This window comes from Nitrospinota bacterium (genome assembly GCA_016217735.1).
Lineage (GTDB): Bacteria > Nitrospinota_A > UBA7883 > JACRGQ01 > JACRGQ01 > JACRGQ01.
The window spans coordinates 62703-84134 of the sequence record JACRGQ010000013.1 but is presented as its reverse complement, the minus strand read 5'-3'; the positions used below and the strand labels follow the sequence as shown (position 1 = coordinate 84134).

The 21432-nt window shown below is 58.3% G+C and carries 17 protein-coding genes and 1 pseudogene; 12 read left to right on the top strand and 6 right to left on the bottom strand.

All coding sequences use genetic code 11. The annotated features are described in order from the left end of the window. Nucleotides 1–120, top strand: a 120-nt coding sequence (locus HZA03_02215; protein ID MBI5636765.1) for an IS110 family transposase, incomplete at its 5' end; no start/stop codon positions are given. A 71-nt stretch (nucleotides 121–191) separates the two neighbouring features. Here the strand turns inward: HZA03_02215 and HZA03_02210 are convergent. The 4 genes and pseudogenes from HZA03_02210 to HZA03_02195 form a co-directional block, all read right to left on the bottom strand. Continuing rightward, nucleotides 192–881: a hypothetical protein gene (locus HZA03_02210; GenBank protein ID MBI5636764.1), complete on the bottom strand. Its 690-nt coding sequence runs from the start codon at nucleotides 879–881 to the stop codon at nucleotides 192–194. 82 nt (nucleotides 882–963) lie between these two features. Beyond that, nucleotides 964–3858, bottom strand: a complete 2895-nt coding sequence (locus HZA03_02205) for an N-6 DNA methylase (protein ID MBI5636763.1) — start codon at nucleotides 3856–3858, stop codon at nucleotides 964–966. Nucleotides 3859–4263: 405 nt separating this feature from the next. Beyond that, complete coding sequence (locus HZA03_02200; GenBank protein ID MBI5636762.1) at nucleotides 4264–4485, bottom strand: YgiT-type zinc finger protein; 222 nt, start codon at nucleotides 4483–4485, stop codon at nucleotides 4264–4266. Next, nucleotides 4485–4824: pseudogene (locus HZA03_02195) on the bottom strand (DUF4258 domain-containing protein). The gene HZA03_02200 and the pseudogene HZA03_02195 overlap by 1 nt, the downstream one beginning before the upstream one ends. A 344-nt stretch (nucleotides 4825–5168) precedes the next feature. On the opposite strand from HZA03_02195, the gene HZA03_02190 reads away from it, so the two are divergent. Further along, nucleotides 5169–6050, top strand: a complete 882-nt coding sequence (locus tag HZA03_02190) for a PhzF family phenazine biosynthesis protein (GenBank protein MBI5636761.1) — start codon at nucleotides 5169–5171, stop codon at nucleotides 6048–6050. On the opposite strand, the gene HZA03_02185 is transcribed toward HZA03_02190, so the two are convergent. Next, entirely contained in the window at nucleotides 6031–6354 is a 324-nt protein-coding gene (locus tag HZA03_02185) for an XRE family transcriptional regulator (protein MBI5636760.1), read from the bottom strand. The genes HZA03_02190 and HZA03_02185 overlap by 20 nt on opposite strands. Then, the gene (locus HZA03_02180) at nucleotides 6348–6650 is read right to left on the bottom strand and encodes a hypothetical protein (GenBank protein MBI5636759.1); all 303 of its coding nucleotides are present in this window, start codon (nucleotides 6648–6650) and stop codon (nucleotides 6348–6350) included. The genes HZA03_02185 and HZA03_02180 overlap by 7 nt, the downstream gene beginning before the upstream one ends. Nucleotides 6651–6760: 110 nt before the next feature. Between HZA03_02180 and HZA03_02175 the strand changes: the two genes are divergently transcribed. From HZA03_02175 to HZA03_02130, 10 genes are all read left to right on the top strand, one after another. Beyond that, a complete protein-coding gene (locus HZA03_02175) occupies nucleotides 6761–9088 on the top strand; it encodes a hypothetical protein (protein ID MBI5636758.1) in 2328 nt (775 codons plus the stop codon). Beyond that, nucleotides 9089–10729, top strand: a complete 1641-nt coding sequence (locus HZA03_02170; GenBank protein ID MBI5636757.1) for a glycosyltransferase family 4 protein — start codon at nucleotides 9089–9091, stop codon at nucleotides 10727–10729. It abuts the gene before it with no gap. Between the two features lie 257 nt (nucleotides 10730–10986). After that, nucleotides 10987–13641 (top strand): methyltransferase domain-containing protein, encoded by a 2655-nt coding sequence (locus HZA03_02165; GenBank protein ID MBI5636756.1) that lies wholly within the window; start codon nucleotides 10987–10989, stop codon nucleotides 13639–13641. 2 nt (nucleotides 13642–13643) lie between these two features. Further along, nucleotides 13644–15020 (top strand): glycosyltransferase, encoded by a 1377-nt coding sequence (locus HZA03_02160; GenBank protein MBI5636755.1) that lies wholly within the window; start codon nucleotides 13644–13646, stop codon nucleotides 15018–15020. Continuing rightward, nucleotides 15017–16564: an SPASM domain-containing protein gene (locus tag HZA03_02155; protein ID MBI5636754.1), complete on the top strand. Its 1548-nt coding sequence runs from the start codon at nucleotides 15017–15019 to the stop codon at nucleotides 16562–16564. Before HZA03_02160 ends, HZA03_02155 begins: the two co-directional genes overlap by 4 nt. Nucleotides 16565–16740: 176 nt before the next feature. After that, nucleotides 16741–17301 (top strand): hypothetical protein, encoded by a 561-nt coding sequence (locus tag HZA03_02150; GenBank protein MBI5636753.1) that lies wholly within the window; start codon nucleotides 16741–16743, stop codon nucleotides 17299–17301. Nucleotides 17302–17405: 104 nt separating this feature from the next. After that, a complete protein-coding gene (locus HZA03_02145; GenBank protein MBI5636752.1) occupies nucleotides 17406–18422 on the top strand; it encodes a glycosyltransferase family 9 protein in 1017 nt (338 codons plus the stop codon). After that, complete coding sequence (gene msbA, locus HZA03_02140) at nucleotides 18419–20212, top strand: lipid A export permease/ATP-binding protein MsbA (GenBank protein MBI5636751.1); 1794 nt, start codon at nucleotides 18419–18421, stop codon at nucleotides 20210–20212. Before HZA03_02145 ends, msbA begins: the two co-directional genes overlap by 4 nt. Nucleotides 20213–20300: 88 nt before the next feature. Then, complete coding sequence (locus tag HZA03_02135) at nucleotides 20301–21119, top strand: SPFH domain-containing protein (protein ID MBI5636750.1); 819 nt, start codon at nucleotides 20301–20303, stop codon at nucleotides 21117–21119. Between the two features lie 45 nt (nucleotides 21120–21164). Beyond that, a complete protein-coding gene (locus tag HZA03_02130; protein ID MBI5636749.1) occupies nucleotides 21165–21407 on the top strand; it encodes a (2Fe-2S)-binding protein in 243 nt (80 codons plus the stop codon). Nucleotides 21408–21432 lie beyond the last annotated feature (25 nt).

Below are 21432 nucleotides of genomic sequence, written 5' to 3'. Positions count from 1 at the left end.
GCGGGAAAACCGAAAAAAGTGGCCCTTATCGCCGTCATGCGGAAACTGCTGCACATCGCCTACGGCATACTTAAAAACAAAACCGCCTTTAACCCGAAATTGCACATGAAAACCGCTTGACGTGCAAGACCGTATCTACCGTGAGAAAGACGGCGAGTTAAATCCGGTGTCCCCGGGATCCCATAATTCAATCAAACATCTTCTAAGAAAAGGTACAAATTCGACTGCTCGCAATGCAAATTGAACCTTTCGCAGTATTTTTTTACTGACTTGACATGCCATGCTGGAGCTCTTGGATCAATGACGACCTTTTCTACAAATTCCTCAACAGGGTTAATGGGTTCGTACAAATATGGAGACTTTGAATCCATAAGGCGAACAATTGACCTAACCTCTTGTTCATGTTCAAAAGGCTTTCGCTTATGGAGAAATGAGGTGATATCACTATTTCGTGAAAGAACATGTTCTTTCCCATATACAATTTTCCCTAAGCTGCCCTCTTGATGAATCATAGGTCTTTCATTTATGTCTTTATCAGACATTTTGATATTAATGTCATATTGAGTGTGTGCATCAAGTTTAGAAGCTGTAGTTTGTATTTTTACTCCAAGCCTATCACGTGAATATATCCTCCACATCGCATCGGATTCACCTAGCAATGACCACGATGAAGCAAATCGATCATTTTTGATTTTAGACATGTAGCCTACTGGACTAGAAATGATCTGGCCGCCTTGAGAAATAATTCTTTTCTCTTCTTGGCGAAGTGCTTTTTTTAGATTTACAACATCATTGCCTTCAAAGGGATCATCCCACAATGAAATTCTCGTGAAATAAAGCAATTGATGCTCGACCATGAAAAGAAATTGGCTAAAGTTCATATATCGATGAAGTTTAGCTGTCGCCTCGATATTGTATGGAGTATCTTTAATGATTCTAGTCATTGAAGGTAACGACCTTTGTTCATGGTTCGCCGGTCGATTTTTCAACAATGGCGATTTCCTCTTCGGTGAGGCCGTAGAGGTCATAGACCAGCTTGTCGATCTGCCGGTCGGCCGCATCGATTTGCCGCCCCAACACATCTCGCTCGTGAGGGGTTTTAGTTAAATGGCTCTTTGTTAGGAGAGTAATGAATAGTTTTGCTGAAGATGCTATTTTCCCTTGAAGTAATTTGTTGTTGCCGAATTCAAGGATGGGCAGTTTTGCGACGTTAGTTTTCTTAACTTCCGCCAATGCTTCCCCGGCCTCTGGATTCAACGATTGGTAATACCAATTCAGCAGTTTGGAGTTAATTGTTCCTAAATAATATAGAGTGCTCTCTGGCGAATGGCTATGCGGTACCAGCACATGCATATTATTCAAGCAAAGGTATTTCTGATCATCAAGTGCCGCAACAAGACTGTCGCCCGTTTGCCGAATCACTATTTTATATGGGGCGTCAAAATTTATTGCAGGTCGTGGTTCTGCCAGCCACTTCCCGAATTTTAGATACCGCTTCTCTAACGGTTTAATACTATAACGATTTATATCTGCACCCCGAAGCAATGGTCGATATGAAAGCGTTAGCTGTTTATTGCTATCGAAAGGCCTTTCTTTTACAGTTTTTTCTGATTGAGGTGGAGTGCCTTTTCCTGCCTGGTATGGCTTAATCCCTACATTTATTGTGAAAAAATTACTAATTGGCTTGGCTTGCGAAACGCACTTCTTGGCTAAAGCCTCTTCTTTCTTAGTTAGAAATATGTTTATAGGTTGACCTTCTAGGGCAACCCATTTTCTTTGATCATGAATTATCCTCGAAGGTCGTTTTTTTGCTTCACCCGCCAAGTCTTCTCTCAAATGAAAAACCAAAGCCTCAGCTCTGTTTTGCTCTACATATGGTTTTTCCAATAAAATGATTTCTGTGTCTACTGTTACTTTGGGGAATACCTTGAACTTAAAATGTACTATTTCACGTATTGAAACGCTACTTAAAATAAATTTTCGGATTTCAGTCAACATTAAATTTGTAGCCCATGTATTCGGGATAATCATGCCTAGGGATCCATCGTGTGACAGTAGGCTTGCAATGGCACGCTCTAGAAATAATAGATAGCTATCAAGTTGATACGATTGATGCGCGTACTTATTTATTACATAGGTTTTGACTTCTGAATTAATTGAGGCACCATATGGCGGGTTACCGATGATTGCGCTGAAACCACCGGCTTTGCCGTTGAAGATGGAAGGGAAGGCCGCTTTCCAGTCGAAGGGGTTAATCGAGTAGCGTTCATCTTCCGCCATCAGCGCAAGTTTCCCCTCAAAGTAATCCGCGCCTATCAGCGAGTTGCCGCATTTGATGTTGTTGCCGAGGTCGGGGAGGGCGCGCTCGTGAAAGAGCTTCATGTTTGTTCGCAAGCTCTCTTCGGTTTCCTGTTCCAGCACCTTTAGCAGCAGCGACAGCTTGGTGGTTTCCACCGCCTGCGGGTCTATATCCACCCCGTAAATGTTGTTCAGCAGTATCCGCTTGCGCTCCTGAATGGCGAGCCGCCATTCGCCGCTGGCCGCTTTGTAGAGTTCCTTCTTGTATTTTTCCGGCCCGCCGCTTACATAAAAATCGCGGTGCCAATCCAACAGGTATTGATATGCCCCCAGCAGGAATGAGCCGGAACCGCAGGCTGGATCGCATATCTTTATGGCGGATGCTTTTTTCGGCGTGCTCGCCTCCAGCAGTTTTCCCACGGTGTTTTGCACGATGTAATCGACGATGAAGGTGGGGGTGTAAAAAACGCCGCCCGCTTTTTTTACCTCCGGCTTATCCTCCACCTTTGCCTGATGCCCGGCGGTGAGGCGGATGACCTTGCCGAGGAACTGCTCATAGACCTGCCCCAGGATGTCCGCCGGGAGCACGGCGAAGACGTACGGGCTAGCGGGGTAATAGAGCGAGGCGAGGATATCCCTCAAAACCTTGTCGTCTATTTTCAGTGCGGTGGAAAGCTCGTCCGGCGATTCGCGCCCTTTTTCCTTTTTGAAGTGGAACAGGCCGGAGTTGTACTTGTCGTCCGCCTCGTAAAAAATATGCATCAGCCGGTTGTAAATTCCATCGCCGTTGCCGGCGGCCATCAGCCTGCCGTATGTCTCTATCCCCCGGTCTTCGCAGATGCGGAGGAAGATGATACGGTCGATGCTGTTTTGCACGGCGAAGTTCAGCTCGCGTTGCGAGATGTTTGCGTTCCGCAGGGCGATGTTCTTCGCCAGCACGTCGCGCCAGTTCTCGATCTCGGCGAGGAAGGCGTCGTCCACCTCCGCCGTCCCTTTTTTCTTTTTGGTCGATTCGGCGAAGCGGTCGAAGGAGCCTTTCAGTATCGCCTCTTTCGAGAAGATGCCCGCTATCTCGTCCCACTTTTCCTCGTACTCGGTGTACCTGAAATACATCACGCGGGCGGTAGAGGCCTTGTCGTTCTTGTCCGGCTTTATGCGGCAATCGTACACGGCGAACTCTTCAAAATCGGTGAGGACGGAGAGCGGCAGCTTGGCCGACCACGCATAGCGGCGTATCTGGTAGGCGGGGTCGATTTCCTCTTTGATGAGCACGGAAGGCTTTTTTGCTTCGAGGAAGAACTTGCGCTGACCGCCGATGCGGAAGGCATAGTCGGGGGCTTTGGTGGCATCGCCGATCTTTATGGCGTCTTCGTGGATAACGTCCTTGTAGGCTTCGGCGTTTCCTTCCGCATTGTCCATGTCCCACCCGAGTTCCTTGAACATCGGATCGATGAATTCCTGGCGGACCTGGGCTTCGTTGTATTTGCCGGATTTGTACTGCTCGATATTCTGGTGAAACCGCTCGACCAGTTCCCGTATTTTCGGTGGACACCCCGCCATGCAGCCCCCTTTTTATGATAGTGAGTAGTTTAGGCGGAAGCCGACATGAAATCAATTATTGCTTCCTGCTTACCGGATCAGGTCGGCCCGGCGGGCCGATTGTACCCTTAAAGGGTATTTCCGCGGCGGATTGAAAAAATGTTTCCGCCGCTCCCGTGCGACTGAAGCCGCGCCTGCCGCGAGGGTCGGCGCTGGCGCGCCGATGTACCCATTAAAATGGGTACCCACCGGGCGGGAAAAAATGGGGGGAATGATTGTCCCCGATGGGGGGCAATGGCAGACAGTGGCCTGTAGGCCATCTCCAGAGCGGATGAAATATTTCCATTCCGCAGTGTGATGACGCGGTGGCGCGAAGGACATTTCGGGGATGGCCGAACGCTGATACCTAACGATGAAGGAACCAAGTCACGCGGCGAAGGTTACCACTTCCAATTCCGCTTCTTGGCCCGCCTTCCGCAAAATGCTTTCCACCTTTTGCATGGCGTGGTCTTCAATCAAATATTCATGGCAACCGCCGCATTGAAGAACTGGCAAGGCTTTAATAATGACAATGGCGCGCTCGCTCACCTTAAACGGCAAATCGGTTTTCATGGCGTACATATCCGCCCCGCAAAGATGGCATTTCATCATCCTTTTCTCCTTTTTAAATCTTCACCCCATTGCTCCGCGTTGGGGTGATAGGCGGTAATTACCCGCACGTTTTCATTATACACATCCACCCCGAATAGCACATGAAAAACGCTTTTTCCATGCCGTCCCAAGACAAGATAGCTGGGATAATATTTATCCTGTGGATATTCCTCGATGATCTCATAGCTCCCAATTGAATCAATCAGCATCTCACGCGAAATAAAACGCAGTCCATTTCATCCGCATGTTTACATGATATGTCCAGAGCATATTCCCCTCTGCGACACAACGCTTGATAAATTGGAGAGGTTCCTTTGGCAAGCGTCCTTCGGTCATTTCAATATATTACCTTAAAGCCAGCCTCCATCACCGGGAATTGAAAAACGGGGAGAATGATTGTCCCCGATGGGGGGCAATGGCAGACAAGATTGCCTACCCTGCCAGGAGAGGGGAATAAAGAGAGTTTGGATAGTGTGACTGGATTCCCGCCTGCGCGGGGATGACAGCGAGGGATGATACGGGGGAGGGTCGGCCCGAGGGCCGATGTACAGGCTGAGAGCCTGTACCCACCCGATCCATGCAAGGGTGAGCGGGCATCCGCCATCCCGCAATGCTATAAAGCAAGACCCCAACCCCCGTCCCGCTTGCCACTAAACGCCCGCGGCGGCTATAGTTGCTCGATGACGACAGTGCAATGCGCCGTGGCGCGCGTTTTCACCAATAAGGGAAAGAACGGCAATCTTCTGGGCGTGGTGACCGGCATAGCCGGCCTCACCGATGGGCAGATGCAGCGGATCGCCCGCACGCTCGGCTATTCCGAAACATCCTTCGTCTTCTTCGACACGCGCAAGGGGGATTACCGGGTACGCTTCTTCACCCCCGAAAAAGAGATACCCTTCGCCGGGCATCCGACCATCGGCACACTCTTCACCCTGCGCGAACTGGGACTGGTGAAAAAGAAGAAAAACTATGTGCAGGTGATCGGCCCCCGCCGCATACCGCTTGAGGTTCTGCCGAACGGCGCGATCTGGATGGACCAGGGAAAACCCTCCTTCTCCCCCGCCTGCACACGGAATCTCGCCGCCAGGCTTGTCGGCGCGAAAGAAAGCGACGTGATAGACGACCCGATGGCCGTCAGCACCGGCATACCTGTTTTAGTCATACCGCTGGCCTCGCGGCGCGCCCTTGGCGCCGCCCGCATACTCGATCCGGTCTACCAAAGCGTTTTTAAAAAGTACCGCACGCCCTGCATCATGCCGTTCGCCGTTGACAAGGGCCAGGTCTATTCCCGTTCGTTCGTCCCCGGCTTTGGCATAGCTGAAGACCCCGCCACCGGCGGCGCCACCGGCCCGCTCGCCGCCTATATCGCGCATCGCGGCATGATCGCCCACAATGAAACAAAACTGGAATTTACCGTGTTGCAGGGAGGCCGCGCGAAATCGGAACTCCTTGCATCCGTATCCCTCACCCGCGGTAAAGTGAAAAGCGCCGCCGTCGGCGGATATTGTGCGATGGAGCGGCCCCGGCGAATCGAAGTCCCTTTCACGCCACCAAGAGGGTGATGTCGATGTTCGGATACAGCGCCGACAGATATTTTACAAGGCGGTCCACCGTGAATTCATCGTATGCATAATTCACAATCTTGCTGACAAGGGCTTCGTCAATATCCAGTTTTTTAGCCAACTGTTTTTGGGTCAGCCCCTTTCGATTCTTATATTTCACGAACTCCGCGCAAAGGCCGTGCTTGAGCCGTTCGACGGGGCCGGCGTTTTCGGGCAGGGGCTTTGCGGCGGGCCCCTTGGAAAGCCGCTCCCTTACTTCAGCCAGTTCTTTTTTGCCGGGGAATTTTTGCGTTTTCTTCACCATTTCCTCCTTGCCACACGAAAGGCATTCACCACGCCAAGAAAATCATCCGCGACGCATAAAAGCAGGATGAGCCGGTGCGGTTTATCATCATGGTACACAGGCTCGACCCGAAAATATTGGAATGCCCCATGCGTTTCCTCGATCGGGAAGTTCTGCCCGTTCAACTGCCCCACCATTTCCATGATCGTCCTGTCGTTCAGATAAGCATGTTTTTCCCTGTAATGCTGGTCGATGATTACCCGATCAATCTGTTTCTCGTTAATGACCAGTTTTAAGGGGTATTCCGGCCTTTTCATTCCAAGCGCATTGTGCCATTAGTTGACATATTTGTCAACGTAAAAATCGCGGGCATCGCACCGCAATAAGAGGGCGTGGGAGCCGCCGGGAAATGGTAATATCACCCCCGATGGCACCCTATATCACCGCCGTGATCGTGGCCGCCGCGGCGCTGGCGGCGCGCCTCCCCTTTCTGCGTTTTCCGATGGACGAGGATTTCGCCTTCTACGCCTACCGGGCGCGTTTCGCCGCCGAGGGGATACGGTGGAAAAAAGACGTCTTCCTCATCTATCCGGCGTGGAAGATGCCGCTGCTGGACGCCATCTACGGCAATCCGGCGAACGGCGTTACGCGCATCCGCATTTTCCTTTCACTGATGCACGCCGCCACCTCGCTGGCGGTCTGCTTCATCACCGCGAAGCTCACCGGCGTGCTCTTCGCCGGAGCGGTGGCCGGCATCCTCTACGCGCTCTTCGCCACGGCCCCTTCCCTCACGCCGAACACGGTGAACATGGAGCAGCTCTACCTCCCCTTCCTCCTCATCGGGATGTACCTGCTGATGCGGCGGGAATTCGCGCTGGCAGGCCTCTTCTTCGGGCTGGCGGCCATACCCAAGATAGCGGCGGGGCTGTACATACCGCTGATGGCGCTGGCGGCGTGGTGGCAATTCAATCTTGAGGCGGCGCTCTGGTTCGCGGCGGCGGGGGCCATCGCCGGCTTCGGCTCGCGCGCGCTGGACAGGCAGCTCGGCTACCTCGACGCCGAGGCGAAACGGCAATACGCCACCCGCTACGCCGTGGCGGTGCGGCTGGGCGCACTGAAGCGGCGCTACGGCGACATCGCGGCGGACATCAAAACCGTCCTGCGCGAAACGATGCCGGCGTGGCTGATCGGCCTTCCGGCGCTGGCCTTCCTGCCGCTGCATCCGCAGGCGGCGCTGCTGGCGGCCTTTTTGTCCACAACGCTCCTCATGACTTTGTTCCAGCAGGGCTACTCGCGCTACCACTACCTGCCGTTCGTGGCGGTCATGGCCTGCGCCACCGGCTTCGGCCTCGTCAACGCCGGGATATTTTTTCCCGGCGCGGTATCGCTCATCATCATCGCCGCGCTGCTGCAATTCGACCGGATGAAGGCGTTCTACCTGAAACCGCTGGCCCCCTCCACGCTGGCGCAATACGACAAATACGACCAGTACCTCTACATCCCCCGGCTGGGGCGCGCGCTGGGGAGGCTGATACGGATGCGCGGCGAGCGGGGACGGATGTTCGTGTGGGGGAACTACACGCAGATCTACCACCACGCCGGCCTGCCCGCCGCCGACGCGTACATCCACTACGCCGTGGGGCCGTGGGACGATGAACGCCTGGCCGGATATTACGACACGGTCATCGGCGGCCTTCTGCATCACAAGCCGCTCTATCTGGTAAAAACGTTCCCCAACCTCGACATGGAATTGCTGGAAGAAATGACCGGCCTGAAATACCGGCTCATCACCACCGCCTTCGCCCGCTTTCCGGTCTACCGGCTTGAAAGCTCGCGTACGCCGGAGGCCGATCCGCTGGCGTTGCCGTGGGAAACAAAGCTGCGGCACTTTGAAAAGCTGACGGCGGGGGAGAACATGCCGGGGGTGGACAAAACCGACATGGAAGCCGGAGCAACCCGCCGCGCCATTAAAGAATGCCGCAAGGCGATCCGAATTAACAGTGGCGATACGCAGGCGCTGCACTGCCTCGACACGCTGTACGATGCGGCGGCGATGGCGGCGGAGGGACGCGCGTATTTTGAAAAACTGCTGGCGCGGAACCGGCGGACGCGCCATGTGCGGCTGATACTGGCGCGCCGCGCGATGGCCGAAGGGAATATGGAAAAAGCCTCGGACCTCATCGCCGAGGAGGCGGCCGCCTTCAGCCCCAGCCGCGACACGGAATTTATGAAAGCCTGCTGGTACGAACAAAAGGGGGAATACGCCTATGCCGGGGAAATATTCTGGAAACTGGTTGAGCGCGAGCCGGAGAACCCCGAGTTCGCCCTGCATCTGGCGGTGAATATGGAAAAAGCGGGGGAAGCGGAGAACGCCCGCACCGTCTACAATGAAACGTGGGCTTTGGCCCGCCACGCGGGACAGGGCTGGATACGGCTGAAGGCCGCCGAGGGGCTGGCGCGGCTGGATAACGCGCCGCTATCGCGCCTGCTGGCGGAACGGCTGCCCGATGCGGGCGGGGACGAGACGATCCGCTATGCGCTGGCCTCCGCCTACGACCGTGAAGGGGAAAAAGAAAAAGCCGAAGGGCTTTTCCGCGAACTGGCGCATACCGCGCGGGTGGCCGCCGTGCGCGGCGGGGCGCTGTACCGGCTGGCGCTGGCGACATGGGGGGAAGAGCGCAAGCGGCTGCTGGCCGAGTGCCTGACATACGTGCCGGATCACCGCGCGGCCAAAAAACTTTTGGAAGAAATGTAAATGACGCGCAAAGGAAAAAAGATCGCCGTCTTCGCCACCGAGCCGGTGACCGGCAACATCGGCGGCCTGGGCATACGCCAGCTTGAGGCGGCGCGCCTGCTGCACCGGCGCGGATTCGCCGTGCGGCTCATCACCCCCTACCCCGTCACCGCGCACAACGAACCGTTCACGGTGGAACACCGCCACATATTCCGCGACCCGTCGCTGGCCGATGAACCGCTCGGCTGGGCCGACGCCGTATACGCCAGCCAGCCCTCCCCCGTCTTCGCGCAGAAGTGCGCCGCGCGCGGCGTGCCGGTGGTGGTGGACCTGCTGGCGCTCCTCTACTTCGAGGAACTGGAGCACTTCCCCGTCCAGAAGATGAACGCCGCGCAACAGGCCGAGCACTTCGCGGGGCGCATTTCGCGCATCACCTCGCAAATGGAGATGGGCGATTTCTTCCTCTGCGCCAGCGAGCGCGAGCGCGATTACTACCTCGGCATCCTGACGCAGCTCGGCAAACTGCGGCCCGACCTCTATCACAAAGACCCGCTCTTCGAATCAGTGATCGGCGTGGCCCCTTTCGGCATCCCCTCGCGTGAGCCGAAGCGCGGCACGGATATGTTCCGGGGAAAAATCCCCGGCGTGGGAAAAAAAGATTTCATCATCGTGTGGGGCGGGTCGCTCTGGAACTGGTACGACTGCCTCACGCCGGTGAAAGCGATGAAACGGCTTTTGAAAACCTGCCCGCGCGCGAAGCTGGTATTCGCCGGGCACAAGCACCCCGCCACCAGCAAGCCGACCGAGGCGTACGCCGAAGTGATGCGCTACGTCACGCGCGAAAAGCTGCTGGGCAAGAATGTTTTCTTCCACGCCGATTGGGTGCCCTATGAAGAGCACGAGCACTACCTAACCGAAGCCGACGCCGGCATCGCCACGTTCCGCGATCACATCGAGAACCGCTTCTCATTCCGCATCCGGGTGGCGGACTACCTCTGGGGCAACCTGCCGGTGCTCACCAATCCCGGCAACACATTAAGCGGCTTTATCGAGGACAACAAACTGGGGCATATCTTCCCGTTCGGCGACGACAAAGCGCTGGCCCAGCGTATCGCCCACATGGCCTCGCACCCGGCGGAAAACAAGGCGATGCGAAAACGGATCAAAGAAGCAAAAAAGGCGTTCCATTGGGAACGAGCATTAAAACCGCTGCTCGATTTTTGCAAAAATCCGGTGAAGAGGCCGTCGATATTCAGCGACGCGCTGCCGCACCTCTCCTTCTACGAACTGAACCGCGCCGCGCCGAAGAGGATACTCTTCCTCCGCAGTTCGCCGATGGAGCACGCCGCCGACGGTTTCTCCGCCCTGCGCCGACTCTATCCCGACGCCGCCATCGACATCGTTTTGCAGCCGGGGGTGGATGCCGCCCCCTTCAACGGCGCGGCAAACGTAATCCGGCTGGGGCAAAACGGCTTTGCCGATGCCGACGCGCAAAAGATAAAAGATGTATACGATCTGCTGGTCTGCTGCTTCAATACCAACGACCTTCTTTTTTACAAGAACGTCACCGCCTTCGCCGCCCGCGCGAACGCCAAAGCGTTCTGGGCCTTCAACGTCGACTACCGCTTCGTCGATATCAAAGGCCTTTGCCGGGTACCATAGGATTTATCCTGTGGTTGTTTCCGCAGGAAACAAGAAACCTTGACCCTTGTGGGCCAACAACAGGTTGCGGTCTTTCGACCATTTCCGCCGCAGATTGAATTGCCAATCCTGCGGCTCCTTAAACCTGTTGTACCCGGGCGCGAGTCGGCAAGAACGCCATAGCGGCGATCTTCCGCAAAAATCCGTCAAAGGAATAAAACACGGTTTCAAGTAAGGTTTTTGCCTCTTGATGCCGAAAAAGCTATATTGAGGCAACCTTGAAACAGAAAAAAATCATTATCGCCAACCCGCCGGGGAAATTTCCGGGCAACCGCTATCCCTGCCCCTTTCCCAGCCGGTGGACCTCCATTTTCCATAACTACCCGGTTTTCATCTTCTTCCCGTACCAACTCGCCTACCTCAGCAGCCTGCTCAAGCGCGATTTTCCGCAACACGCCATCAAGATGATCGACGGCACATGGCTGCGCTTCACCGCCGAGGAGTACATCCGCTGGCTGGAGTGGCAGAAGCCGGACGTGGTGATATTCGAGACCGACACCGTCACTTACCACGAGACGATGAAAGTGGCCCGCGCGATCAAGCAGAAATTCGGCGCCACCATCATCATGACCGGGCAGTACTCCACCGTCTTCCCGGCGCAGGTGCTGGCCGACGGTTGCGATTACGCCTGCGTGGGCGAGTACGAAGAGACGGTGCGCGACATCCTGCGCGGCGGCGATCCCAAAACCATACCGGGCCTCCATCCCAACGGGTACCGCAAGGTGCTGGACATCGATTCCCTCCCCGACCCGGAAGACGACGACATCCGCCGCATCGATTACGCATACCCCGGCGGCTGCCGCTGGACCAAGTACACATCCATCGAGATACACGGCAGCCGCGGCTGCCCCTATAGCTGCGATTTCTGCGTGGCGGGAACCGTCTACTACGAGAAACCGAACTGGCGGCCCCGCAGTCCCGCGCGCATCATCAACGAAATAACCACGCTGCGCCGCAAGTACCCGTCCATCGAGGGGGTGTTCTTCGACGAGGAGACGCACATCGTAAAGAAGAGCGCGGCGCTGGAACTGTGCGACGCCATCATCCAAAGCGGCAACAGCGATCTGCACTACGAGGCGATGGCGAACCACCAGCGGCTGGACGAAGAGATTCTGGAAAAGCTGAAAAAGGCCGGCTACTACAAGCTGCGCATCGGCATCGAGACCATCGACCCCGCCACCAGCGAAAGCATCGGCCGCAAAACGAAGGCCGACCGCCTGCAGGAGATTTTGCGCGAGGCGAAGAAGCTGGACATCGAGATGTACGGCACGTTCATCATCGGCGCGTCCGGCAGCACCCGCGCGGGGGACGTGGCGACCATCGAATACGGCGCGAAGCTGCTGGAGCAGGGGCTTCTATCCAGTTGGCAGGCATCCATCGCCGTGCCGCACCCCGGCACCCCGTTCCACGAAAAAGCGAAAGAGCACGGCTGGCTCACCACCGACGACCCGGAAGAGTTCAACGGCATCAACGGCTCGGTGCTCTCGTACCCCAATTACTCCGCCGAGGAGATAAAGGGGACCGTCGAGATCATGTGGAAGCGCTTCGAGAAGGCCACGCACGGCAAGGCGGCGGTCGCCACCCGCTGCATCGCGGCGGAAAAAACGTGGCTGCCGCCCGGACAGCGGGACGAAGTGCGCAAAAAACTGCAACACCTCACCGCCCTCTTTAACACCGGCGATAACGAAGCGACGCTGGCAATGGCGGACGGCATCATAAACGCCCACCCGCAGGTGCTGCGCGCGCGCCACGTCGTCGCCTCCGTTCACGAGCGGCTCGGCTTTTTCGAGAAAGCGCGCGAGATATTCCAGTACATCGTTGCCACCGCCGCCGATTACGACGACGCCATACAGCACGGCGCGGCGGCGCACTTCCACCTCGGCTGGATGGCGTATCAGGACGGCGATACCGCCACGGCCCGCCGCCACTTTGAACACTGCATGCACCTCAACCCCAACCACCTGATGGCGCGGCGATTTTACTGGATACTGCTCGACCAGGGCGCGACGCTGGACATCGAATCGGCGTTCTGGGACAAGTTTGAAAAAGATTTCTCCGGCAACGGCGCGGTGACCGCCCCGTGGGTCGACCTGCAACATGCCACCAAAGTGGCGCAATTGAACGACTTTTGGGCCGACCCGAAGGTGGAAGCCGTCTTGCGCGGTGCCGAAAAACAGCGGCTGATAGACGCCGTGGCGAAGCCGGAGGTGGAAACCGTGCTGGAGATCGGCTGCGGTGCGGGGTGGCTGGCCCTTGAACTGGCGCGGCGCGGCAAGAAAGTGACCGGCATCGACGTGAGCCGCGACCGGATAGAGACCGCGAAACAATACGCCGCCAAAAACGGCGTGAAGATCGAATACCTGCAAGGGGACGCGCTAAAATTTTTGGAAGAAAGCGGGCGCACCTTCGACCGCATCGTGGCGTGGGATTCGCTCCACCACATCGCCGACCTCGCGCGCCTGATGCGCGCCGTGAAAAAAGCGCTGAATCCGGGCGGACGGCTGGTCGCCTTCGACCACGGGGGGGGCAACACGAAAGAGCACGGTGAATTGGCGAATTCGTTCCTCGGCACCGCGCGGCTGGTCCACCTGCCGCGCAACGCAAATGGAAACGGAAACGGCCCGCACCTTGACGAAGCGCTCTCCCCCTACGAAGACGTGGGGAGCTTTCTGCTGGAAGAGACCATCCGCCGCCACATGGATGTGGTGGCGCACAGCTCGCACATCGCCTTCACCGGCCTTGTCGCCGCCGCCATCGACTTCTCCAAAGCGGATATCGCGCTGCTGGCCGACCTGAAAAAAACGGAAGAAGCGATGATCGCCCAAAAACTCACGCGCGGCGAATACATCTACATCGAGGCCGAAACCCGGTAGCGATGAAGCGGGCGGTGGTTTTCTGCACGGCCCCCGCCGCGCAAACGCGGGCGGCCGCCGATGCGGCGCTCGCCGGATTTTCCAAAGAACATATCTGGTTTGCCGGGCCTGACGCTTCGCCGTTCGCCGCCGAAAAAAACTACATAAGCTGGGGGAACGGCCCCTTCTCCATTCAAAGCGGGGCGAACATATGGAACGCCGTACGCGCCATCGATGCGGCAACCATCGTGCTGCCGCTCAACAACCCGGACGGCGAAGGGTACGGCCTTCTCCGGCTTTTTGTCCGCTGGATATTCGACGGCGAAATTATTGAACACCTGCCGGACGGCACGTTGCGGACGCTGGAACGCGGCGCATTTTCGCTTTTGCTCAGCCCGGAGGAACGGTGGCACGCGGCGGTCATCGCGCTGCTCGGCGTTGCGCGCCCCTTCCTCGGCTTCACCGGCGATAAGGTGCCGCGCCCCGTTTTTCCCGGCACGTTGGACTACCGGACGATCAGGGATGATTCCGCCGGCGGCGTGGTCGGCGTATCCGTCGTCATCCGCAGCTACAACGAAGAATCCCATATCGGCAAAACGCTGGAGATGGTCTTTTCCCAAATCGGTTTTTCCGGCGAGGTGATCGTCATCGATTCCGAATCGACCGACGCCACGCGGGAGATCGCGCTGCGCCACCCGGTGCGCCTCTTCAGCGTGGGCAAACGCGCGTTCAGTTATGGCGCGGCGCTGAACCTCGGCGCGCGGCTGGCGCGCGGGCGCATCGTCGTGAACCTCAGCGCCCACGCCGTCCCGGCGCACCGCGAGTGGCTGACCGCGCTCACCGCTCCGCTCGCGGATGACACGGTGGCGGGCGTTTACGGGCGCGAACTCCCGATAGAAGGGTGGAACGGACACTTCGAGGCCAAGATTTTAAGCGACGCCTTCGGCCCAAAGCCGATGCGGAGCCGGGACAATCCCTTCTTCAGCAACGCCAACGCCGCAATGCCGCGCAAGCTGGTACTTGATCTGCCGTTCGACGAACACGTCGGCTGGGGGGAAGACGGACTTTGGGCGCGCGAGATGCAACGGCGCGGCCTTGCCATCGCTTACCGGCCCGATGCGGCGGTCCACCATTCGCACAACACGTCGATGTTCGACAACTTTGCCCGCTGCCTGAAGCACCACCGCACGCTTTTTTCCACTTATCTAAGAGGGAAGGAATGCGAAGTCTGCCGCGCCTTTTACAAGAAACTTCCCGGACGCGCCGCGTCGTTCCGCCGCTTCCTCGCCGAACAGCGCGGAATGGCCCCGCTGAAAGCGATACTGTACGCGCCGTACTGCGAATATGTAAACTGGCTGGGCTGCGATGAAGCGGCGCGCGAGGCAGAGGACAAATCTTGAGATACGATCACCCCGCATACGGCGACTGGGAGAAACGGGTCATCGCCCCCCAAAGCGGGCCGACGCACCTGACGATCCTTTCCACCGGCAGGTGCAACCTCGCCTGCTTCATGTGCGGCCACTCGCTGGTGGACGGCTTGCCGGTGACCATCGACCCTAATGCCATCGACCGGTGGCTGGAAAAAGCGCAGCGCGTGTTCCTGGCCGGGGGCGAACCGCTCTGGATGGGCGAAAACGCCAACCCCGAAGCGGCCCAAATATTCGACGCGCTCATCAAGCACCACACGCACCTCAAGATAAACGCCTACACCAACGGCACGCTGATGAACGGGGCTATGGCGAAGCTGGCGCTGGAGCGGTTCGAGAGCATCCACTTCTCCATCGATACCGTCGATCCCGCCATCTACGAAAAAATCCGGGGCAAGCCGCTGCTGCCGACGGTGCTGGAGAACGTGGAACGCCTCGCCCGGATGAAACGCGAACGCGGCCTCGGCAAAGACGATGCGCCCCGCATCAACTTCAACACCATCCTGATGAACGCCACCGTGCGCGGCCTTCCCGCCGTGGCGGAAAAACTGGCGGCGGTGGGCGGCCACAAGCAGTGCATCGTAAAGCTCAACAACGTGCTCGGCTTCGATTACCAGCAGGTGCTGGAACAGGAGATGGCGGCGAAGGAGGGGCAAACAACGCCCAGCGACATCACCGAAGTGGAAAAAATCGTCCGCTCGTTTCAGGGTGAAATGGCGCTGGAGGTCTTTGATGCCAACAAATTCGGCGCGGCTGAACTGGCGGGCATCCGCGCCGCGCTGGAAAAGATTTACGCCGAACACGGCATTGAGGTGGAGGATCAGGCCTGCTTCCTGGAGACCGCCGCGCGAAAGGTTGCGCCAACCGACGCGGAAGCGGTTTGCCCCGCGCCGTGGGTGACGGGAGACATTCACGAAAACGGCAACGTGCTCTGCTGCTGCGCCAACTCCACCATATTGGGCAACGTGCGGGAGCAATCTTTCGACGAAATCTGGAACGGCCCGGCGGCGCAAGATTTGCGCGCATCGTTCATACGGGGCGAAATGAAAGGATGCATCCAAAGCGGCTGTCCATCGCTGCACGAATACTTCACCGTGCGGCCGGACGCATATGCGGGCGACATGCTGGCCACGCTTAAGCGCACCTTCACGCAGCCGGATAAAATAACCTCCATCCTGCTGTTCCGTTCCGCCCCCGATTATCAAAGCCATCTCGCCGCCCGCACGCTGGCGAAATATTTTCCGCATGCGGCCATCACCGTCGTTACCAACGGGGCGGGGGCGGAGGCCGTGCGGCGGTGGGGGCTGCCCGTCGAGGTGGCGGTCTATCCCGGCGCGCACTTCGAGCCGGAAGCTTTTGCCCGCTGGTGGAGCGGCGGAAAACATCACCACCTCGCCGTGGCGCTGTATAACAACAACGAGCGGCGCGGCTATGAACGGGTGGAGCTTATCCTCGCCTCGCTCGATGCGGGCTACCGCGTCGGCGTCCGCCCCGACGGCCGCTTCCTGAAGTTTTGACCACGAAGGCCGCGAATAACACGAATATAAAGTTACAGAAGAAGGGGATAAAAATACATTTTCCTTTTAAACCGCTCTTTTTTCTTTATTCGTGTCTTTTGTGTTCTTCGTGGTTAAATCTTTTCCCGAAGTTCCCGCCTTGCCCCGCGCGGGGAATAACTCTAAACTAAAGCCATATGAAACGGGTATCGTTGCGGCACAGCGACCGCAAAAAAATGGACAAGGCGCAAGAGGTGCTGGAGGGGACTATCGTCCACCGCCGCCCCTTCAACGTGGAGGACGGCATCTGGCATTTCGTGGTGGTGGGGCCGCACGCCAACGGCATGAGTTCCGTGCGCACCGGCACCGCCGAGCAGGCGCGCATCCAGGCCGCGCCGATATACATCGCCACGCTGGGCGGCCCGCACATCCCCGACGCCGACGGCATACCGATAGAGGAATTTGCAAGCGGCGATCTGCCGGCGGAACTGGCGGGGCTCAAGATTTTCCATCTCAGCCCGCTGCGGCCCCTTTCCATCACCGCCCGGCGGCAAGGCCCGCCGATGAACGAAGCGGTGGCCGAGGCGATGGAACGCTACAAGGGAAACGAAACCGCCATCATCGAAACGCCGGACGAGGCGTACTGGGCGCTTTCCGTTTTGAAATACCTCGATGAAAGCGACCTCTTCTTCCCCGACCCGGTGTTGAGCCGCTTCTACTCCCGCCTCGGCCACGGCGCCGGGCAGATGCCGCACTAGCAGGATGCCAGCTAGGTGGTAAAAAACCAGTTATGCCTGTCATTCTGAGCGTAGCGAAGAATCCCGTTCCGGAAAGAGATCCTTCGCCTGCGGCTCAGGATGACATGGGGCCGATAGTTCTGCCCGATAACGCGCGCATCCTTGTCATCCGTCCCGACCGCATCGGCGACGTGATCCTATCCACCCCGGTGCTGGTGTCGCTGCGCATGGAAAAACCGGGCTGGAAAATCGCCATGCTGGTGCGGCCGACGGTCGCGCCGCTATTGGAGGGGCACCCCGCCATCGACGAACTGCTCACGCTGGATACCGACGAGAAGCCGTCGTGGAATAACACCGCGCCGCTGGCTGGCATCCTGCGCCTCAAAAAATTCGACGCGGCGCTGCACCTGTACTCCGATTTTTGGGTATCGCTCGCCGTGTGGCGCGCGGGGGTGCCGGTGCGCATCGGCCCCGCCAGCAAGCTGGCGCGCATCTTTTACAACACCGCCATCCCCCAGCGCCGCAGCCGGGGGGAGAGGCACGAAGCGGATTACAATCTCGATCTCCTCGCGCCGCTCGGCGTTCCGCCGCTGCGGAGAAGCATGCTTCCCGTTACGCCGGACGCCATCGGCGCGGCGGCGGCGTTGCTCGATCCGTCACGGAAAAACATCGGCGTATTCCCCGGCATGGGGGGAAGCGCGCGCAACTGGAAGCCGGAGCAGTACGCCCGGCTGATCGACATCCTGGGCGCCGAGGGAAACAACGTCATCCTTATGGGAGGCGCGGCGGATGCCGGAATCGTCGACGCGGTGGCGGCGGCCTGCGCCACAACGCCAAAACGGTTTGCGGGGGCGCACCTCAAGGAACTGGCCGCTTTCATACACAGGCTCGACGTTTTCGTCGCCCCCAGCACCGGGCCGTTGCACATCGCCGGGGCTGTCGGCACTCCCGCCGTTGGGATATACTGCCCTATCCGGGTTTGCCTGCCGCGGCGGTGGGGCCCGATAGGAACGCGCGACGCCGCCCTGCGCCCCGACGTGCCAATGTGCGACGTGTGCGTTAAAGAACAATGCCCGTATTGGGATTGCATGGACCGGCTGACCGCCGACGAAGCGGCCGCCGCCGTGAAAGAGAGATTATGACGGCTGAAAACACGATGCGCGACTACCGGCGGCTGTTGCGCTACCTCCGCCCGTACATGGGATCGTTCGTGCTGGCGGCCATCGGCATGGCGGTGATCTCTTCCACCGCGGGGGGCGCGGCGTTCCTCATCCAGCCGCTGATGGACGACATCTTCATCAAGAAGGACCGCAACCTGCTGATGCTGCTGCCGGCCGCCATCGTCGGCATCTACCTGCTGCGCGGCATCGGGCGGTATTACGCCAGCATGCTGATGCAGAAGATCGGCCAGATGACGGTGCGCGACATACGCAACGATCTGTACGGCCACATGCAGGGGCTTTCCCTCTCCTTCTACCACCGGCACACCACCGGCAAGCTGGTCTCGCGCATCGTGAACGACGTGAACGTGATACAGGACACCATCTCCATCGTGGTGTACGATCTCTTCCGCGAAAGTTTCACCGCCGCCGCGCTGCTGGGGGTGCTGGTCTACCGCGACCCGAAGCTTTCGCTGTTCGTGCTGGTCACCTTTCCCTTCGCCGCGCTGCTGATCGGCAAGCTGGGGCGGAAACTCCGCGCCATCAGCCGCAACACGCAGGAGCGGATGGCCGACCTCACCTCGCTGATGCACGAGGCGTTTTCCGGCGTGCGGGTGGTGAAGGCCTTCGGCATGGAACGGTACGAGGTGACGCGGTTCAAGGAGCACAACGAGGGCTTTTTCCGCACCATGCTCAAGACGATAAAGATAAACGAGCTTTCCTCGCCGCTGCTGGAGTTTCTCGGCGCGTTCGGCGTGGGGGCCATCATCTGGTACGGCGGCATGCAGGTGATCGACGGGCACAGCACCGTGGGGAACTTCTTCTCCTTCCTCACCGCGATGTTCATGGTCTTCGCGCCCATAAACAAGCTGAGCCGGGTGTACAACAAAATCCAGCAGGCGATGGGGGCCGCCTCCCGCGTGTTTGAAATCCTCGATACGCCCTCCGAGATCGCCGATGCGCCGGACGCGAAGCCGATAGCCCCGGTGGCGCGCGAAGTACGGTTCGAAAACGTTTCATTCGCCTACCACAACGAACCGGTGCTGCGCCGGGTGGAACTCGCCGTTCCCGCCGGGGCCGTCCTCGCCATCGTCGGCACCAGCGGCGCGGGAAAATCGACGCTGGTCGACCTCATCCCCCGCTTTTACGACCCGGTGGAAGGGCGGATTCTGTTCGACGGGGCCGACATCCGCCACGCCACGCTGGCCTCGCTGCGCGGACAGATCGGCATCGTCACGCAGGAGGTGTTCCTTTTTAACGACACGGTGCGCAACAACATCGCCTACGGCCACAGCGATATTCCGCGTGAACGGATAGAGGCCGCCGCCCGCGCCGCCTACGCGCACGATTTCATCATGGAAATGCCGATGGGGTACGATACCGTCATCGGCGAGCGCGGCGCGCGCCTTTCCGGCGGCCAGCGCCAGCGGATATCCATCGCCCGCGCCCTGCTGAAAAACCCGGCCATCCTCATTTTGGACGAAGCCACCTCCGCGCTGGACACCAAATCGGAAATCGAAGTGCAGAAGGCGCTTAACAACCTGATACAGAACCGCACCACCTTCGTCATCGCCCACCGCCTCTCCACCATCAAGAACGCCCGCACCATCATCGTGCTGGACAAGGGAAGCATCGTGGAACAGGGAACGCACGACGAACTGCTGAACGCGGGGGGGGCTTACAAGCGGGTTTACGAAATGCAGTTCACCCGCCACGGCGGCGCGCCCGCCGCGGATGGGGGAACAGCTGAGCAATCGGTCAAGCGGGAATGAAGGACAAAAACGGGAACTTGACACGTTCTATCTCGAAGCATAGTATTTTCATCATGAAGCGCCGCTAAACATCCAAGAGGTTTTAAAAATGAAATCGCATAAAGTAATCCTTGTTCTGTTTTTATTGCCATTTTTCGCCGCCTGTCATGCGGTCTCCATCGGCCCGGGCGAAAACGCGGTGCTGACGGACCGCCCCTATTTCTTCGGCCATGGCGGCGTACGCCCGGAACCGGTGGGAACCGGCCTCACCTGGGCATGGTGGAGCACCGACGCCACGCTGGTTGATGTCAAGCCGGTGCAGTACGACGAACTGTTCAGCGATATGATGTCAAAGGATAACGTGCCGGTTCACTTCAACGTCTACATCAAGACCCAGATCCGCAACGCGCCGCAACTGGTGGAAAAGTTCGGCGACAACTGGTACAGCATGAACGTGAAGGAGCCGTTCCGCACGGTCGTCCGCAATCTCTGCAAGAAATACGACATGAACCAGCTGGTCTCTTCCACCGAAGCGAACGAGGCGATGGCGCTGGAGGCGAAAAAGGAAATTATCGCCATCGTCACCGCCAGCCAAATCCCGGTGGATGTGATGTCGGTGACGGTGGGACGCATTATCCCGACCGACGAAGTGATGACCGCGATCACCGCCACGGCGACCCAGCAGCAGCTTCAAAACACCGAGCGGCAACGGGCGCTGGCGCAGGAGATACGGAAGGCCGCCGAGATCAAGCGCGCGGAGGCGGACAACGCCTACCGGATGGCGATGGGGCTTTCACCCGATCTCTTTGTGCAGCTTGAAGGGGTAAAAGCGTTTTCCGGCGCGGTGGAAAATTGCTCCAAGTCGGCCAACTGCACATTGATGATCGTGCCGCCCAACGTGGGAACGAACCTCCGCGCGGGGAAATAGCCCAATGGCGCATCGGTGCGGTTCCCCGTCTGCTATACTCGCCGCATGGACGAAAAGGAAATCATCGAGGGGCTGAAGCCGGTCTGCCTGTGCAAGGGAATCAAGAAAAAAGTCTTCATGAAACACCTCGCCGCCGGTATCCACACGCTGGCGGGGCTGCGTAAAGCGACCGGCGCGGGAAGCGGCAGCTGCGGCGGCAAGCGCTGCACCCCGCGCATACTCGGCCTTATCGAAGAAACGGCGGAGAAGGGGCATCACGCCCCGCCCCCGCATAAACATACAAGGTAGCCAAAGATCGATTCGGCTTTTTTCC